Genomic DNA, 16829 nt, shown 5'->3' on the forward strand with positions numbered 1-16829 from the left:
CTCAACGCACCTTGATGACCGTGAAGGGCGCCACGTCTTCGCTTTCCCAACCCGCGCCCCCGATCAGATCGGACGACGCTGGCGGCATATGTTCGACGCTGCCCTCCTGGGCCTTTTCGACAGCCCTGACTTTGCTACGCATGCGCTTCTTCTGCGCAGATTTACGGGCGGTAACTTTGTGTCCCTGCGCTTGCTCGACTAGCCGATTAAGACGCTCGTACGTCTCGAAAACCAAATCCTCGTCGACCTCGCTCTTGCCCTCCTTCTTGAGTTGCTTACGCACCTCTCGCAACTCCCACAGCGTCAAGCTAGGGCGCTCAAGGTTACGGAACGGGATGGGATAGTACTGACGCGTGTCCGGGTCCAGGAAGTACACGACGCTGATGTCTCGCGGGTCGCGTCGAACAATAAACCGGCGCGGGCGCCGCGTACTTGGGTCTGTGGCGCGGATCCAGGGATCAAGCACAGGGTCGTAATAGGTCAACCCATCTATGCGAATCCCATACTGCTGAATCGAACGCTCAAGCAATGGCATGAAGTCCAAGCGCAATCGTTTTGGGTCGGCCGGGGGCGGCGGCAGCCCACGTCCGGGTAGGGTTCCATCGCCCAGGAGGCCTGCCTCATATCGCCGGATCGGGGGGCGCCCGATGCCGCCGTGCACGCTCTGGTGATACACACCGCAGATGTAGTCGGTCAGATACACCTCAACCTCGGCGAAGGTCAGCGTTGCCTCTAGATGTGGGGCGTACTGGCCGCGCTCTGCGATATTGGAGAAGGTCGTGCCGGGCAAAGCGTGCACTTCCTGGTTGAAGGTCCCAACTAGCCGCTCGATGTGTCCTCCCCAATTGGGTGTTTTCACCTTTCGCCATTCCATGCGGAACCGGTGCTGCTCCGCAGCACGAGAGATCATCGAACCACGGAATTCCTTACCGTTGTCTGCATGCACAGTGTTCGGTCGACCATACACGGGCCATTGCGCTCGCACGCCCAAGGCAGCCAACCAGCCTTCCTTGGGCAACATGGCATGCACCAAGCACATGCCTACCGAAACCTCGCTCGGCGGATCCAGCGACAAGTAGAAACCAGCGATGCAACGTGAGTACACGTCGATCGCCACAGTTAGCCACGGCCTGCCAATATGACGACGGTGAACATCATCCACCACGACCAGATCCAGAGGCGTGTGATCGATTTGCCAAACCGCACCCGGATAGTCGGCACCTGGGAACGAGCCTGGGCGCGCCGCGAACTTATCGTCGGCCGCCTTACGCCCTAGGCGCCTTTCCATCAGCAAACGCTCCGACAGCTGCCGGACGCGGCGCCGAACCGTGTTTGGATGCGGTGCCGTGATCTCGGCGCGCCGACACTGAACCAGGATGTCGCGCATCAGGCGACTGATGCTGGGGCGTTGCGTTTGCAAATACTTGTCGTTGATGGCCGCATTGATGATGGCGTCGGCCATAGGATCGATCCGTGCCTTGCCGCGGCCACCGCTTGGCTTACGAGGCACTAAGTCGGAGATGCGTCCGGTGCTCTTGAGCCGTCTAATCCATCGGTACACGGTTGCGACATGTACTCCCAGCTGTTCCGCCACTCGCGATGCTTCGGTCCGGGTGGCTACCGTGTCGCCGAGAAGGGGGGCCAGCAAGGACATCCGGGTTTGGGCCAACTCCCATTCCGTAGCTGACAAGGTTTCGAATTGCGAGCTCTCCTGAATAGCTGGCGGAGCTTCCGGCTGGTTCAGTGCCTCCAACATCGCCGCCACGGACAGGCGTACGCGCTCGCCGGTTGAAACATTTATCGCCAATGCCGAATAAAGGTCGATGTACCGAATGATCGTGTAGGCAACTCCCTCGACGGTCAGTTCAGCACCAACCGCTATCGGATTGTCGACTACCGCGTCATGCATTTGCCCACACCTCGGAGTCCATGGTCAGCCGCAGGCGCAGGTCGGCGGCGACATCGCGGCATGCAACCAGATGCCAGAACGCAGTGAGTAGCCGGGCACGCTCCCATGCGTCTGTCGAGCAAGCCTCCAGTAAGGTCTTTGGTGTTGCGACACCCAAGCGCCGGAGCGTAGTCAGGAGCACAGCCCTCTCACCGTCCTCGATTCCGTCATACAGGTAGGGCAGAAGGAATTTTGCGTTCCAAAGCGTTCCGCCAGCGCGAATCTCGCGCTCCGTGATGATCTTAAATCTCCAGCCTTGGGCGCGTGCGTACCGGTGCGCCGCTCGAAAACGGGCGCGGTAGGCGGTCCAATTCTTGCGCAACTCGTCGCGATATTTGATCTCGTACAGCACTTTGGAGGCGCTGCCGCCGGACTCCGGGGAACGAAAGCTAACAAGCACATCAGGGACGTAGTCCCGTTTGGCATCAGCCACTTGGAGCCTGATTGGCTGAGGGTCCCATCGTTCAACATCCCCGTTGAACTCCAGCAGCACAAAGAAGTCCCGCTCCAGCGACGATTCGAAGCGGGCGACCCCTTCGCCTTTCGCACTGGGCATCAATCCGGCAAGTGCGCGGCGACCGAGGCCAATTTTTCGAACGGGGGGCAAGGCGCGAGGGAACCCGATAGCGTCACTGGTGTTAAAACTGTATCCAGTTGCGCAGTCTTTGGTAAGTGGTTGCAGCCGCTTTGGTGAGCTCATGTCGCTCTAGCAGGCTAGAAGGCGATTGATAGTCGCATTCACTTTTAGACGTGTCATCGGCGGCGGCAGCGACCCGCGCCCCGGCGAGATCTCGCTGGCCCACCACGGCACCCTGTTCCTCGACGAACTGCCCGAGTGGGGCCGGCACGCGCTGGAAGTGCTGCGCGAGCCGCTGGAATCCGGCAGCGTCAGCATTTCACGCGCCGCCCGGCAATGCGAATTCCCCGCGCGCTTTCAGCTGGTGGCGGCGATGAATCCATGTCCGTGCGGCTGGGCCGGCGATCCGTCAGGGCGTTGCCTGTGCAGCGAGGAGGCGATCCGCCGCTACCGCGGGCGCATCTCCGGGCCGCTGCTGGAGCGCATCGATCTGCATATCGAAGTGCCGCGGCTGCCACCCACCGCGCTGCGCACCGACGGTCCGCCGGGAGAAGCCAGCGCACTGGTGCGCGCGCGCGTGATCGCGGCACGCGCCCGCCAGTACGACCGCTGCGGGCAGGCCAACGCCCGTCTCGACCAGACCCAGACCAATGCCTTCTGCCGCCTGTCCCCCCGCGACACCGCCTTGCTGGAACGCGCGGTCGACGGCCTGCAGCTGTCCGCGCGCTCGCTGCACCGGATCCTGCGTGTGGCCCGCACCATCGCCGACCTGGCCGGCAGCGACACCATCCAAACCGCGCACCTGACCGAAGCGATCGGCTACCGCAAGCTGGAACGCGGGCGTGAACGCGCCGCGGCGTGATGGCTTCGACTAGCGCGGCCAGGCACGCCGGTTGGGATCCAGCTCATACGTCTCCATCCGGTCCGCGCGCGGACCGATGCCGCAAACCGCAAGCGGGCTTTCGGACCACGGCTCCAGGCCAAAAGCGCGCTCGATGTCGACTTCGTTGATCGCGGCTGTCACGAAGCTTCCCAGCCCGGCTTCGGCGGCACTCAGCAACAACGTCTGCGACAGGTGGCCGGCGTCGAGGATGCAGACGCGATAAGCCTTCGGATGGTGCCGGTACTTCCAGAAATTCCGGTAGAAGCGCGGCGCCAGAACGCAGAGCGCATGGGCTTCCGCGAAATACTGCTGGCCGCCGACGGCGATCCACGCCAGATAATCGAGCGCCTCCTTCCCCTGTGCCACGGGGTGCCTCCCCGCATCCGCGAGGATCCCGGCGGCATCCATCGGCAGGGCCTGCAGCGCGTGCCGGGCCGGCAGATAGTGGTACAGCCCGGGCGCAAGACCATCGACCCGACGGGCGATGACGTAGCACTCGGTGGGATGGAGGGCGCCGCCCGAGGGACTGGTGCGCTTGAGGACATCGAAGTCGTCCGCGCCCCGGACGCGCCCGCGCTCCGCGAAGGTCCGCTCCAGGACCTGTGCCAGGCCCGTCAACGGCAGCATCCGCCCGACGTCGAAATTGCGGCAACTGGTACGCGCATCCAAAAGTTCGTCATAGGCAGCGCGAGCGGCGGATGGCAGGACGGTGATCGCGCCCCCGTCGGCGCGCTCATGCAGCATAGGCGGAGGCACGCCATAGGCACGACGCAGGCCTTCGGCATTGTGCAGGCCGGCATCCTCAACCTCGCCAGCGGCATCGATGCCGCCCCAGCGCGAGGCGTGATGATAGTCCGCGGCAACCCCATGCCAATGCAGGGCACGCACGCGCTCGTCTTCCCTGCGCTGGGACGCCCATGGGCCGGTGCTGCCCACCAGCAGTCCCGAGCGAAGCAGGCGCCGCACCCGCGACGCGCCATGGCGCATCCGCACGGGCGCCGCATCCACCCAGTCGCTGGGACTGGTTTCTCCGAGCAGCGCGACTTCGGCGGCATCCAACTCGAACTCGGCCTGCAATGCCGGCGCATGGGCAAGCCAGCGCATGCGGCTGACCACTCCAGTCCCCCCCGCCAGCAGCGCCTCCAGATCGAAACGGGTCTCTTCGCGGGACTCGATTCGCAGCAGCGCACATCGCCTGATCCGCATGTGTCCATCCGGTCGAAAACACGATCTTGCCGCTTGCTGCCAAGCAGCGACAAGGGTAGCGTCGCCGGCACGCACGTCCTACCACCACAGGGGAACCCACGATGGCTACCAAGAAGGGCGCCAAGCCCGCACCGCTTGATCCGAAAGTCACCAGGAAGCTGCTGGACAAGTTGGCTACCGACAATGATTTCCGCCGTCTGTTCAAGAAGGATGCCCATGCGGCTCTGGCGCAGGTGGGATACAAGGTGGAGGCAGGAGCGAGCTCCGCGGGCGGGTGCATGCAGTTGGCACCGACCGACCGCATCGCCCCCAAGGCCAAGATCGCGCGGGACCGGGCCAAACTGGAAAGCGCGTTGAACGTGCCGGTCAGCTTCCTGTGTGCACAGCAGTTCAGCGCGGACTGACGGCACCGGAAAACCGCGCCGGATTGCCGGGCGGAGGCACGTAATACATACGCAAGCGGACCCTCACACCTCCCGGCAACGCCGGGAGAGTGTCCCGGAGTTCATTGCAGAGCGGATCCGGCACCCGTACTCCAGGCTGGGGGCACCAGCCGCTGGCCACTCAAGGCGACTGGCACAAGAGGCCGGGACACGTGGCCCGGTGCCCTTGCGCGACGCCGTTTCTCAAGGCGTAACCGTTCCCGCCCGCATCCGCGCCTGTTGCGACCGCAGCGCTGCGGCGGACACGGAGATATTGAAGAAGCGCAGCACGTCGGACATCGTGCTCTCGGCGAAAACCCTGCCGCGGTGCGTGGCCAGCCATTCGGCCTGGGCATTGGCGACGTCCGCCCTGCCCGCGGCGTGTGCAGCCCGCATCAGCGCCCAATGCGTCGCCACCAAGGCGGTGTCCTGACGCACCAGCGGTTCAAGGCGCGCCATTGCAAGACGAGGCTGGCCGGCCAGCCGTTCCTGCTCCGCCTGCAGGACCTGGTACAGCTCCCGCACGGTCGGGTATTCGTGCACCACGGCGTTGTCCTGCGTACGACGCAGCGCGTCCTCAACGCCGGACCGATCGTTGCGGTAGGCCGACAGCAGGCCCGAGTACAGCTTCAACTCGGTCGAAAGTGGCGGGTACACCGCATCACCCGCAGCTCCCTTCGCATCGACCAGCGCCAGCAGTGCCTGCTGCGCCTCCGACGCATCGCCCTGTCCATGCAGCACCGCCATGCTGGCCAGCGCCGCCCCTGCGCGCAGCGATTCCAGCACGTCGTCCCCCGCATCGGCGGCCTCGGACCATGCCCGCACGGCAGCGGCCGCACGCGCCGGCTGGCCGCGGTTGATCCAGACGATGGCGCCCGCCTCGCCCTGCCAGCCGGTGCGCCCGACGGCGCTGGCGAAAAACACCTTGTCGGCTTCCGCGAACTGGTGGCGGGCCTCGTGGGCAAACGCGTAGAACTCTCCCGCGCCGAGGAAGCCCGTTTCGCGCGCAAGCCGGAACTCGGCCAGCGCCGCGTCGTAACGCTCCTGCCCGAGGAGCATGATGCCGATGCTGTAGTGGACCGAACCGAACCGCTCGTTCTGCGGCTTCAATGCGCGTCGGGCCAACGCCTCGGCGGTACGGAAATCGTTGCGCTGGTGCCACTGGTTGCTGGAGAGCCGGCCGATGGTCTGGTAGTCGTCGGGATACAGCGCAAGGTACTCGTCGGCCTTGCGGAAATAATTCTGCGGGCCATCGTGCTGCAGCAGCATCAGCTCGATCATCTGCCGTTCCTGCGGCGACAGCCGCTGCGGCAATGCCAATGCCCTGCGCCACTCATCACGGGCCGCCGCCACTTCACCCAACGAGGCGTGCAGGCGCGCCATGTCGGCGTGGGCCAGCGCGAACTGCGGGTCCAGCTGCAGGGCACGCCGGTACAGCCCCAGCACCTGTTCGCGATCACCGGTGGTCATGGCCAGCCGGCGTGCCACCGCGAACGCCTTCAGCGCATCCAGGCTGGGGGTGGCCACGTTCGGCAGCGGCACCGAGGTCTTCTGCACGTTCTGCAGGGCCTCGCCCAGCTTGCCGCGCAGCTGGTCGGTGACGTCGTCGATGGAGCCCAGCGCCGATTCGATGCCCTTGCCATCCGCGGATACCGCGTACACGGTGGTCTGGGTATGCGGGTCGACGACCTCGGCGCTGACCCGCAGGCGACCGCCGACTTCGGCCACGGTGGGCAGCAGCAGCGCACGCGCGCCATCGCGCAGGGCGATTTCCGAACCCAGCGCGCGGTCCACCGCTGCGTCCGGCTTGCGCTGCATGCGCTGCAGGGTGTCGCGCACCTTGAGGTCGCCCAGCACGTTGACGTAGCGCGACTGCTCCAGGCTGATCCGGAACGCCTGCTCCAGCGCCTCGTCCAGGCGCGCATCGCCGGTGAGGTTGCGCAGGTCGCCGACCACCACCCAGTCGCGTTCGGCGAAGGCGATCGCCGGCTTCGGCTGGGCCAGGAACCACGCGCCGATGGCCATGCCGGCCACCAGCAATGCTTCTGCCGCCAGCGCCACCGGGCGCCGCCACAGCGGCAGGTCACGCCAGGCCTTGGGTGTGTGCGCGGGCATGCGCAGCGGCGCCAGCCCGGGCTCGCCGACCTCGTACACCTCCTGCGCCTCGGGAATGCCCTTGAAGCGCCAGCGCCCGTAGGACTTCCACACCAGCAGTTCGCCGCGCTCGCCCAGTTCGCGGGCGGCGCGGTGGGCCAGCGGCTCGGCGGTGGCAGACAGCAGGATCTGGCCCGGCCGCGCCAGCGCCATCAGCCGGCCCGCAAGCGGCTTGGCCAGGCCTTCGACTTCCAGCGACTTGGCGCCCAGGCGCACCGCGTCGGCGCTGTTCTCCCACACCAGCACTTCGCCCACGTGCAGGCCGGCGCGTGCCTGCAGCGGCTGCTTGACCTGCATTTCGCGGCCCAGGTCGCGCAGGCCGCGGGCGTAGTCGAGGGCGAAGGCGAGTCCGTCGATGGGGCGCTCGAACAGCAGCAACAGGCCGTCGCTGCGGTCGATCAGGCGCCCGCGCCAGCGTTGCTGCAGTTCCAGTACCAGGCGATCGTGGGCGCGGAACAGCGCGGCGGCGGGGGCATCGCCCAGCCGCTCCACCAGATGGGTGGAGTCCACCAGATCGGTGAGCAGGAGCGTGCGGACCTGCGGCGCGCCGGCGTCCTGCATGCGCCCGTCAGTCCAGCCACTCGACACAGTCGCCGCCATTGCGCTTGGCCCGGTACAGGGCGTCATCGGCCAGCGCGTACCAGTGCTCCCAACCCGCATGGCTGCCGGTCCCGATCAGGCAGGCGCCGATGCTGAGCGTGGTCATCTGCGGCGGGCTGTTGTGCATGCGCTCGAGCATGCGCGCGCTGTCGGTGACGTAGCCGGCGATCCGCTCCGCATCTTCGCGGGCGTGGCCGCTCAGGATCAGGCAGAACTCGTCGCCGCCCAGCCGGCAGACGATGTCGTCGGCGCCGGCGACGGCGCGCAGCAGGTTGGCCACGCTCTGCAGGACGCGGTCGCCCGCCAGGTGGCCGTAGGTGTCGTTGATCGACTTGAAGCGGTCGCAGTCCACCAGCACCAGCACGTGCCCGTCCAGGCCGCCGGCCTGCAGGCGCTGCTCCACGTGGGCGGCGAACCCGCGCCGGTTGGTCAGCCCGGTGAGTTCGTCGGTGCGGGTCAGCGCCTCGGACTCGTCCAGCCGGCTGGTGGTCGAACGCAGCGCGTCCAATGCTTCCTGCAGATCCTGATTGCGCCGGCGCAGGCGCGCGATCAGGGCCTGTTCGTTGAGCACCACACGCATGATCGCGCGGCGCAGGAACTGCGCCAGCAGCGCGGGGTCGCGCTGCGCCAGCAGTTCGAATTCGTCGCGGCCCAGTTCCAGCAGTTCGCCGGTCTCGGCCATCACCGCGTCGGCGCTGCGGGCGTGGTCGCCGATCAGCAGGCCCAGCTCGCCGAAGAAGGCGCGCGCACCCAGCCGCTTGCCGACCAGGTCATCGCCGAAATCCAGCTCGACCGCACCATTGGCGACCACATACATGGCGGCGCCGTGATCGCCGCGCCGGAACAGCTTCTGCCCGGCTTCCACCGGACAGGAACGCGCCACCTGCGCGAACAGCGCGTACTCGTCAGGGTGCAGCGCGGACGCGCTGGCGTCCACGCCCGTGCGAGCATCGATCATGTGCGCTAGTGCTGCCACGCGCTCCCCTGTACGGCTCCGGCCCCTCGATCCAGCCGCAGGATAGCATCGCATCCGCTGCCGTATTGCGACGGGCCGACCGGCCGCCCCTGCGGCCCGGTCAAGCCCGGCCGCCATCGCCGCAGCCGGCGATGGCGGTACAGCTCAGGCGGCGGCGCGCGTGCCGGCGTGGAACTGCTCTTCCTCGGTGCTGCCCTTCAGCGCCACCGTGGACGACTTGCCGCCCTGGATGGTCTGGGTGATCGCATCGAAATAGCCGGTACCGACTTCGCGCTGGTGCTTGACCGCGGTGAAGCCACGCTCGGCCGCGGCGAACTCCTTTTCCTGCAGCTCGACGAATGCACTCATCTGCCGGCGCGCGTAGCCGTGGGCGAGATCGAACATGCCGTAGTTCAGCGCGTGGAAACCGGCCAGGGTGATGAACTGGAACTTGTAGCCGTAGCTGGCGATTTCCTTCTGGAACTTGGCGATGGTCGCGTCATCCAGGTTCTTCTTCCAGTTGAACGACGGCGAGCAGTTGTAAGCCAGCAGCTTGCCGGGGAACTTGGCATGGATCGCCTCGGCGAACTTGCGGGCGAACTCCAGGTCCGGCTTGCCGGTCTCGCACCAGACCAGGTCGGCATACGGCGCATAGGCGAGGCCGCGGCTGATCGCCTGGTCCAGACCGTTGCGGGTCTTGTAGAAGCCCTCGATGGTGCGCTCGCCGGTGCAGAACGGACGGTCGTTGTCATCCACGTCGGAGGTCAGCAGGTCCGCCGCCTCGGCGTCTGTGCGGGCCACGATCAGGGTGGGCACGCCCATCACGTCGGCGGCCAGGCGCGCGGCGGTCAGCTTCTCGACCGCCTCGCGGGTGGGCACCAGCACCTTGCCGCCCATGTGGCCGCACTTCTTCACCGACGCCAGCTGGTCCTCGAAGTGCACGCCGGCGGCGCCGGCCTCGATCATCCCCTTCATCAGCTCGAAGGCGTTGAGCACGCCGCCGAAGCCGGCCTCGGCGTCGGCCACGATCGGCTGCAGGAAGTCGATGGAGTCGTCGCCCTCGGCGTGGTGCAGCTGGTCGGCGCGCAGCAGGGTGTTGTTGATGCGCTTGACCACCTGCGGCACCGAGTTGGCCGGGTACAGCGACTGGTCGGGGTACATCTCGCCAGCCAGGTTGGCATCGGCCGCCACCTGCCAGCCGGACAGGTAGATGGCCTTGAGGCCGGCCTTGACCTGCTGCATGGCCTGGTTGCCGGTCATCGCGCCGAGCGCGTTGACGAAGGGTTCGCTGTGCAGCGACTTCCACAGCTTCTCGGCGCCGAGCCGGGCCAGCGAATGCTCGACCGGGACGGTGCCGCGCAGGCGCACCACGTCCTCGGCGGAATAGCTGCGGGTGACGCCGGCCCAGCGCGGGTTGTTGGCCCAGTCCAGCTTCAGTTGTTCGGCGGTAGGCAGATGGTTCTTCATGGGGAAACCTCGTGGGGTTGGCGGCAGCGGAGGAAAGTCGGGAAGTGGATCAATCGATGCGTTCGTAAGCGGGAAGCGTGAGGAACTCGGCCAGTTCGTCGGCATGGGTCAGGCGGTCGAGCAGGCCGATCGCCTCGGATACCCGTGCGGCGCCGGGGATGCGGCGGGGATCGCCCAGCCGGCTGGGCAGCCCGATCAGCGCGCGCTCCAGCAGCACGAAGTCGACCGGGGTGCCGTCGTCCAGCGACAGCGGCTGGCCGCCGGCGTCGGCGAAGTGCAGCCACTGCCACAGCTGGGCGCGGGCGATCTCGGCGGTGGCGGCGTCCTCCATCAGGTGGTGGATCGGCACGCAGCCGTTGCCCTCCAGCCACGCGGCCAGGTAGCGCACGCACACTTCGACGTTGTTCTCGAAGCCGGCGCGGGTGATCGTGCCCAGTGACGGCCGCAGCAGGTCCTCGGCCTCGACATGCACGTCGTCGCGGGCGACGTGGCGCTGGTGGGGGCCCGGCATGCGCGCGTCGAACACTTCGCGGGCGATCGGGATCAGCGCCGGATGCGCCACCCAGGTACCGTCGTGGCCGGTGCCCACCTCGCGCAGCTTGTCGGTGCGGACGCGCTCCAGGGCGGCGGCGTTGGCGGCCTCGTCGCCGCTGATCGGGATCTGCGCGGCCATCCCGCCCATCGCATGGGCGCCGCGGCGGTGGCAGGTCTGCACCAGCAGCTCGGCATAGCTGCGCAGGAACGGCTGCACCATGGTCACCTGGCTGCGCTCCGGCAGCACCCGGTCGCGGTGCCGGCGCAGGGTCTTGATGTAGCTGAAGATGTAGTCCCAGCGCCCGCAGTTCAGGCCGACGATGCGGTCCTTCAGCGCGAACAGGATCTCGTCCATCTCGAACGCCGCCGGCAGGGTCTCGATCAGCACCGTGACCTTGATCTGGCCGTGGGCCAGCCCCAGCCCGTCCTCGATGGCCGCCAGCGCCTGCTCCCACAGCGCGGCTTCTTCCATCGACTGCAGCTTGGGCAGGTACAGGTAGGGGCCGCGGTCGCGCCCGGCCAGCACATGGGCGTTGTGGAAGGCGAACAGGCCGGCATCGAACAGCGACGCCGACATCCGCTGGCCGTCCACCAGCACGTGCTTCTCGTCCAGGTGCCAGCCGCGCGGGCGCACGATCAGCACCGCCTGCTCGGCCTGCGGGCGCAGCTCGTAGCGCTTGCCGCCGGCCTCAAACACCAGCGCCCCGCTGATCGCCGCGCGCAGCGCCTGCTGGCCGGTGAGCAGGTTGGACCAGGTCGGCGCGGTGCTGTCCTCGAAATCGGCCATGTAGCAGTTGGCGCCGGAGTTCAGCGCGTTGATGACCATCTTCGGGTCGACCGGGCCGGTGATCTCGACGCGGCGATCCAGCAGCGCGGCCGGGGTCGGCGCCACGGTCCAGTCGCCGCGACGGATCTGCGCGGTGTCGGCACGGAAATCCGGCAGCGCGCCGGCGTCAAAGGCCTGCTGGCGGGCGCGACGGGCCGCCAGCCGGTCCTGGCGCTCGCCCTCGAAGCGGCGGTGGAGGTCAGCCAGGAAGCCCAGCGCGGCAGCTGACAGCAGGGCGTCCTGCCCGGGCACCCGCTGGGTGGTCTCCACGCCCTCGCCGGGGCGGTCTTGCAGCACTGCGGACATCGGCGGCTCCGTGACACGTGTGGGGAAGCCAACCATCCGCCTGCGTGTTGTATTTGACAAACTAGATTTGTCAATGCTTAGTATTAATTTTTCAAATACTGCAATCAAAATATGGCGAAGAGCCCCGCCAGCGCCCTGCGATTCGCCTACAAGGGCTCGCGCCTGAAGCCACTGCGGGCGTTCTGCCAGGTGGCGCGGCTGGGCTCGATCTCGCGTGCTGCCGAGGCGCTGTACCTCAGCCAGCCGGCGGTGACCCTGCAGTTGCAGGCGCTGGAGCGCGAACTGGGGGTGCGGCTGATGGAACGCGTCGGCCGCCGCCTGGTCCCCACCCGCGAGGGCGACCTGCTGTACGAAATGGCCCGCCCACTGGTGGAGGGGCTGGACAACCTGGCCGCCAGCTTCCGCGAGCAGGTGCGCGGGTTGGACGCCGGCGAGCTGAACGTGGCCGCCGGCAGCTCCACCATCCTGTACCTGCTGCCGGGCATCGTCGATGCGTTCCGCCAGCGCCACCCGGACGTGCGCCTGAGCCTGCACAACGTCACCGGCGCAAGCGGCCTGGACCTGCTGCGCAGCGACGCGGTGGACCTGGCCGTGGGCTCGATGCTGGACGTGCCGGCCGACCTGACCTACGCGCCGGTGTACCGCTTCGAGCCGATGCTGATCACCCCGCCCGACCACCCGCTGGCAAGCAAGCGCGAGCTGTCGCTGGAGGACCTGTCGCCCTACGGGCTGATCCTGCCGCCCAAGCGCCTGACCACCTACCGGCTGGTCGACCTGGTGTTCCAGCAGAACCGGGTGCCGTACACGGTCGCACTGGAAGTGGGCGGCTGGGAGGTCATCAAGCAGTACGTGGCGATGGGCCTCGGCATCAGCATCGTCACCGCGATCTGCCTGACCGAGGCCGACCGCCAGCGGCTGGCGGCGCGCTCGTTGGCGCGCTGGTTCCCGTCGCGCAGCTACGGCATCGTGATGCGCAAGGGCAAGTTCCTGTCAGCGCAGGCCCGCGCGTTCGTCGAGCTGATCCAGCCGGAGGTGCTCACGCCGCGCGGCTACGACGAGAGCGGGCATTCGGAGCGGTAAGGGTGAAAGGGGGTCAGGTTCACTTCCGCACGCGGAAGTGAACCTGACCCCCTTTCGGCCCCTTGTTCCTTCCGGCTCAGTGCGTGCGCGGCGTGGGCAGCGCGTCGGTCTTGTAGATCGCCACGTGCGGCACGCCGTCGGCGCCGATCCAGCCGCGGTACATACCGCCGGTGTTGAACGGGAAGGCGATGCTGCCGTCGGCGCCCAGCGCGATCGCGCCGCCGTCGCCGCCGGCCTTCGGGATGTCGCGGTTGATCACGCCGTCGGCGGCTTTCGCCAGCGGCTGGCCGTCCAGGCGCACCCGCGCGCAGATCTCGTGGGCGGCGGCGCTGCGGATGTAGAACTCGCCCCAGCCGGTGCCGGAGACGGCGCAGCGCGCATCGGCCCAGGTGCCGGCGCCGATGATCGGTGCATCACCCACCCGCCCGTAGCGCTTGTTGGTCATGCCGCCGGTGGAGGTGCCCGCGGCGAGGTTGCCGCGCGCATCCAGCGCCAGCGCGCCGACGGTGCCGAAGTAGGCCTTGCCCGGCAGCACCAGCGGCGTGTTGCTGGCCTGCGCGGCCTGCTCTTCCTGCAGCGCCTTCTGCAGCGCCTTCCAGCGCTTCTCGGTGCGGAAGTACGCGGGATCGACCAGCGCGATGCCCTGCTCCTTCGCGAACATCTCGGCGCCGTCGCCCACCATCATCACGTGCCTGGACTTGTCCATGATCGCGCGCGCCAGGGTGATCGGGTTGCGCACCCGGTGCAGGCCGGCCGCAGCGCCGGCCTTGCCGCTGGCGCCATCCATGATCGAGGTGTCCAGTTCGTTGCGGCCGTCGTGGGTGAATACCGCGCCGCGCCCGGCGTTGAACTGCGGCGCATCCTCCAGCACGGTGATCGCGGCGGTGACCGCGTCCAGCGACGAGGCGCCCGCCTGCAGCTTGGCGTGGCCGGCGCGCAGCGCCGCTTCCAGCGCGCGCTTGACCTCGGCCTCCTCGTCGGCGGTCAGGTCGCCCGGCTCCACCCCGGCGCCGCCATGGATGACCAGAGTCGGCGTGTCCAGCGCCACCAGCACGCCGTCGCGCACCGCGTAATGGCGCTGCGCCAGCGGCCGTTCCACCCGGCCTTCGGGCAGGCGCAGCACGGAATCCGCGCCGGCCACCACGGTGTCGACGCGCTCCAGATTCATCGCTGCATCTTCGGCCTGCTTCTGCGCGAAGCCGCCGCGCACCACCACGGCACCCGCGCCGGGCGCGGTGGCGTAGATGCGCGCGCTGCCGTCGCCTTCCACCGCCACCGCCGCGTCCTCATCCACGCCCAACCCCAGCAGCGGCTTGCCGGCGATGTGTTCGGCCTTGGCGAGGAAGGCGACCAGGCGGCCCAGCCGGGCGCGTTCGCTGAAGTGGGTGTCGGTGACGATGCCCTTGAGCAGCGCGATGTGCAGGAAGTCGGTTTCGATGGTGTTGCCGTCGCCCAGCGGGTCGCCCAGCGCGCGCGGGCTGGTCTGGCTGCCGCCGTCCATCGCGCCGTACAGGTATTCGCCCAGCATGGCCAGGCCGGCGCTGGTGCCGCCCAGCGGCTTGCCCGCCTTCACGTGCGTATCCAGCGCAGCGCCCACCGGGGTGCCACGCCAGTAGCGGACGTAGCGGGACTGGTCGCCGCCCGCCAGGAAGATGCCGTCGGCGCGCTTGAGCGCGGCCAGGATGTTCGGGTCGCTGGCAGCCTCGCGGTCCTTGAACACGAAGGTTTCGACCGACTTGATCCCGCCGACCTCGTTGAAGAACTCCTCGCCGATCTCGCCGCCCTGTGACGCGCGCAGCACCACGATGTGGCCGTTGCCGGCCTTCTTCATGAACCAGTGCATGGCATCGAAATTGCGGTCGCCGCCGCCCATCAGCAGCAGGCCGGGCTGCACCTTGCCCGGCGTCCTGGCCTGCAGGTCGCCCAGCACGTGGTGGCCGAAATCGGCGGCCAGCGCCGGCAGGATTGGCGCCGCGGCCAGCACCGCGGCAAGCATCATCGACCAGCCGACACGTCGCTTCATCGCCCACTTCCCCGTTGTTCGCAGATACGTCATTAGACGAACGTACACCGGTTTTCCCCCGCTCGCGGGCGCTGCGCTTTCGCTATGGTAGGTGGATGCAGACCGAGCTCGACCGCTGGTTCATCCACGAAATCCTCGTCCACGAGGAAGCGCTGATGCGCTTCCTGCACCGGCACTGGCCGCACCGCGACGAGCTGCACGACCTGCGCCAGGAGCTGTACACGCGCATCTACGAGGCCGGCGCGAAATCGCGCCCCACCCAGCCACGGGCGTTCCTGTTCGCCAGCGCGCGCCACCTGATGACCGACCGGCTGCGCCGCGGCAAGGTGGTGTCGATCGAACCGATGGGTGATTTCGAGCCTTCGCTCGTCTTGGTGGATGAGGTCTCGCCGGAACGCTGGTGCGGCGGCCGCCAGGCCCTGCGCCGGCTGGCCGACGCCTTCGACCGGTTGCCCGACCGTTGCCGGGAAGTGGTCTGGCTGCGGCGGGTGGAGGAGTTGTCGCAAAAGGACGTGGCATCGCGCTTGGGCATCAGCGAGAAAACCGTGGAAAAGCACATCGCCAAGGGCATGCGCCTGCTCGCCGACGCGCTGTATACCGGCGAGGCGCCGGCACGGGCGCAATCCGGTGCGGCCGATGCCGCGGCGCGGCGGCAGGCGGACTGAGCGATGCGCGGCAACAGCATGGCGATCGAGCAGGTGGCGGCCGGCTGGCTGGCCCGCCGCGACGGCGGCCGCTGGAACGCGGACGACGAGGCCGCGCTGCAGTGCTGGCTGGAGGCAGACATCGGCCACCGGGTGGCGTTCCTGCGGCTGCAGGCGGCCTGGCAGGAAAGCGGCCGGTTGCAGGCGCTGGGCGCCGGCTGGCAGGACCGCGCCGCGCCGGCGCGCGGCCACTGGCAGGCAACGCCCGCCGACCGCCGCGAACAGATGCTGCAGGCGATGGCGCAGCGCCCGGCGACGGCGCGGCCGATGCGACAGCGGCGCTTCGCGCGCTTCGCGATGGCGGCGACGCTGGCCGGTTGCGCGCTGGCGCTGGCCTTCGGCTGGCGCAGCCAGGGCCGTGTCGATACCGCCAGCTACCGGACCGCCATGGGCGAAGTGCGCACCCTGCCGCTGGCCGACGGCTCGCGCGCCACGCTCGCCAGCGCCACCGGCATCGAGGTGCGGCTGTCGGCGCGGGCGCGCGACGTGGCGCTGTCCTCGGGCGAAGCGATCTTCGAAGTGGCCAAGGACCCGCACCGGCCGTTCGCGGTGGCCGCCGACGGCTACCGCGCGGTGGCGGTGGGCACGCGCTTTTCGGTGCGCCGCGATGCCGCCGCGCTGCGGGTGGTGGTGACCGAAGGCACGGTGCGGCTGGATGCCCCGCCCACCGCCGCCGGCGCGACCCCGTCGGTGATGTTGCCGGCCGGCAGCGTGGCGCTGGTGCGCGGCAACGGCCTGCTGGTGCGCAGCCTGCCGCTGGCCGACGCGCAGCGGCTGCTGGACTGGCGCGACGGCCTGCTGGCCTTCCGCGACGCGCCGCTGAGCGAAGTGGTGGCGGAGTTCAACCGCTACAACGCGCGCAAGCTGGTGCTGGCGGACGCGCAGGCCGGTGCGCTGCGGATCGGCGGCAGCTTCCGCTGGGACAACACCGACGGCTTCGTGCGCCTGCTCGAAACCGGCTTCCCGGTACGGGCGGAAGCCGACGCCGGACGCATCGTGCTGCATTCGCGCTGATCCCGCCGAAGTCGAACTGCACTGCGCCGGACTCGTCGAGCGGAACCCGCCCCGCTGTCGCATCTGCACCGCGGAGCGCAGCCGTGCGAGCCAGGTACCACCCGCAATCAGGATCACTGCCATCTGCCCG

At 68.4% G+C, this 16829-nt stretch carries 12 protein-coding genes and 2 pseudogenes; 5 read left to right on the top strand and 9 right to left on the bottom strand.

Annotation, left to right across the window (positions count from 1 at the left end):
- Position 1: 1 nt before the first annotated feature.
- Entirely contained in the window at positions 2-1909 is a 1908-nt protein-coding gene (locus tag E5S66_RS00165) for a Mu transposase C-terminal domain-containing protein (protein ID WP_138346375.1), read from the bottom strand.
- The gene (locus E5S66_RS00170; RefSeq protein ID WP_138346378.1) at positions 1902-2648 is read right to left on the bottom strand and encodes a TnsA endonuclease N-terminal domain-containing protein; all 747 of its coding nucleotides are present in this window, start codon (positions 2646-2648) and stop codon (positions 1902-1904) included. Before E5S66_RS00170 ends, E5S66_RS00165 begins: the two co-directional genes overlap by 8 nt.
- Positions 2649-2700: 52 nt before the next feature.
- Here E5S66_RS00170 and E5S66_RS00175 point away from each other — a divergent pair.
- A pseudogene (locus E5S66_RS00175) lies at positions 2701-3387 on the top strand (ATP-binding protein); the annotation flags it as partial.
- A gap of 9 nt (positions 3388-3396) precedes the next feature.
- Here the strand turns inward: E5S66_RS00175 and E5S66_RS00180 are convergent.
- Positions 3397-4614, bottom strand: coding sequence for a putative peptide maturation dehydrogenase (locus E5S66_RS00180; protein WP_138346384.1), 1218 nt, complete (start codon positions 4612-4614; stop codon positions 3397-3399).
- 101 nt (positions 4615-4715) lie between these two features.
- On the opposite strand from E5S66_RS00180, the gene E5S66_RS00185 reads away from it, so the two are divergent.
- Positions 4716-5018 carry an NHLP-related RiPP peptide gene (locus E5S66_RS00185; protein WP_138346387.1) on the top strand — a complete coding sequence of 101 codons (303 nt, stop codon included), beginning with the start codon at positions 4716-4718 and terminating at the stop codon, positions 5016-5018.
- A 222-nt stretch (positions 5019-5240) separates the two neighbouring features.
- Here E5S66_RS00185 and E5S66_RS00190 read toward each other — a convergent pair whose 3' ends face one another.
- The 4 genes from E5S66_RS00190 to aceB form a co-directional block, all read right to left on the bottom strand.
- Positions 5241-7751 carry a putative peptide modification system cyclase gene (locus E5S66_RS00190; protein WP_171033420.1) on the bottom strand — a complete coding sequence of 837 codons (2511 nt, stop codon included), beginning with the start codon at positions 7749-7751 and terminating at the stop codon, positions 5241-5243.
- 7 nt (positions 7752-7758) lie between these two features.
- On the bottom strand, positions 7759-8748 hold the full coding sequence (locus E5S66_RS00195; RefSeq protein ID WP_138346393.1) for a GGDEF domain-containing protein: 990 nt from the start codon (positions 8746-8748) through the stop codon (positions 7759-7761).
- Between the two features lie 162 nt (positions 8749-8910).
- Positions 8911-10212 carry an isocitrate lyase gene (gene aceA, locus E5S66_RS00200; protein ID WP_138346396.1) on the bottom strand — a complete coding sequence of 434 codons (1302 nt, stop codon included), beginning with the start codon at positions 10210-10212 and terminating at the stop codon, positions 8911-8913.
- 49 nt (positions 10213-10261) lie between these two features.
- On the bottom strand, positions 10262-11878 hold the full coding sequence (gene aceB, locus E5S66_RS00205) for a malate synthase A (protein ID WP_138346399.1): 1617 nt from the start codon (positions 11876-11878) through the stop codon (positions 10262-10264).
- A gap of 111 nt (positions 11879-11989) precedes the next feature.
- Here aceB and E5S66_RS00210 point away from each other — a divergent pair, with 111 nt between their 5' ends.
- Complete coding sequence (locus E5S66_RS00210; RefSeq protein ID WP_138346401.1) at positions 11990-12958, top strand: LysR family transcriptional regulator; 969 nt, start codon at positions 11990-11992, stop codon at positions 12956-12958.
- A gap of 76 nt (positions 12959-13034) precedes the next feature.
- Here the strand turns inward: E5S66_RS00210 and E5S66_RS13685 are convergent, their stop codons facing one another.
- Both E5S66_RS13685 and E5S66_RS13690 read right to left on the bottom strand, forming a co-directional pair.
- On the bottom strand, positions 13035-14045 hold the full coding sequence (locus E5S66_RS13685) for an isoaspartyl peptidase/L-asparaginase family protein (RefSeq protein WP_246037125.1): 1011 nt from the start codon (positions 14043-14045) through the stop codon (positions 13035-13037).
- Positions 14046-14225: 180 nt separating this feature from the next.
- Positions 14226-15014 (bottom strand): annotated as a pseudogene (locus E5S66_RS13690) (cyanophycinase); the annotation flags it as partial.
- A 62-nt stretch (positions 15015-15076) separates the two neighbouring features.
- On the opposite strand from E5S66_RS13690, the gene E5S66_RS00220 reads away from it, so the two are divergent.
- Together E5S66_RS00220 and E5S66_RS00225 are read left to right on the top strand one after the other, a co-directional pair.
- The gene (locus E5S66_RS00220) at positions 15077-15646 is read left to right on the top strand and encodes an RNA polymerase sigma factor (RefSeq protein WP_138346407.1); all 570 of its coding nucleotides are present in this window, start codon (positions 15077-15079) and stop codon (positions 15644-15646) included.
- A 3-nt stretch (positions 15647-15649) separates the two neighbouring features.
- The gene (locus E5S66_RS00225) at positions 15650-16699 is read left to right on the top strand and encodes a FecR family protein (protein ID WP_138346410.1); all 1050 of its coding nucleotides are present in this window, start codon (positions 15650-15652) and stop codon (positions 16697-16699) included.
- The last annotated feature ends 130 nt before the right edge of the window (positions 16700-16829 follow it).

Source organism: Thermomonas fusca, from assembly GCF_005862345.1.
Classification (GTDB): domain Bacteria; phylum Pseudomonadota; class Gammaproteobacteria; order Xanthomonadales; family Xanthomonadaceae; genus Thermomonas; species Thermomonas fusca.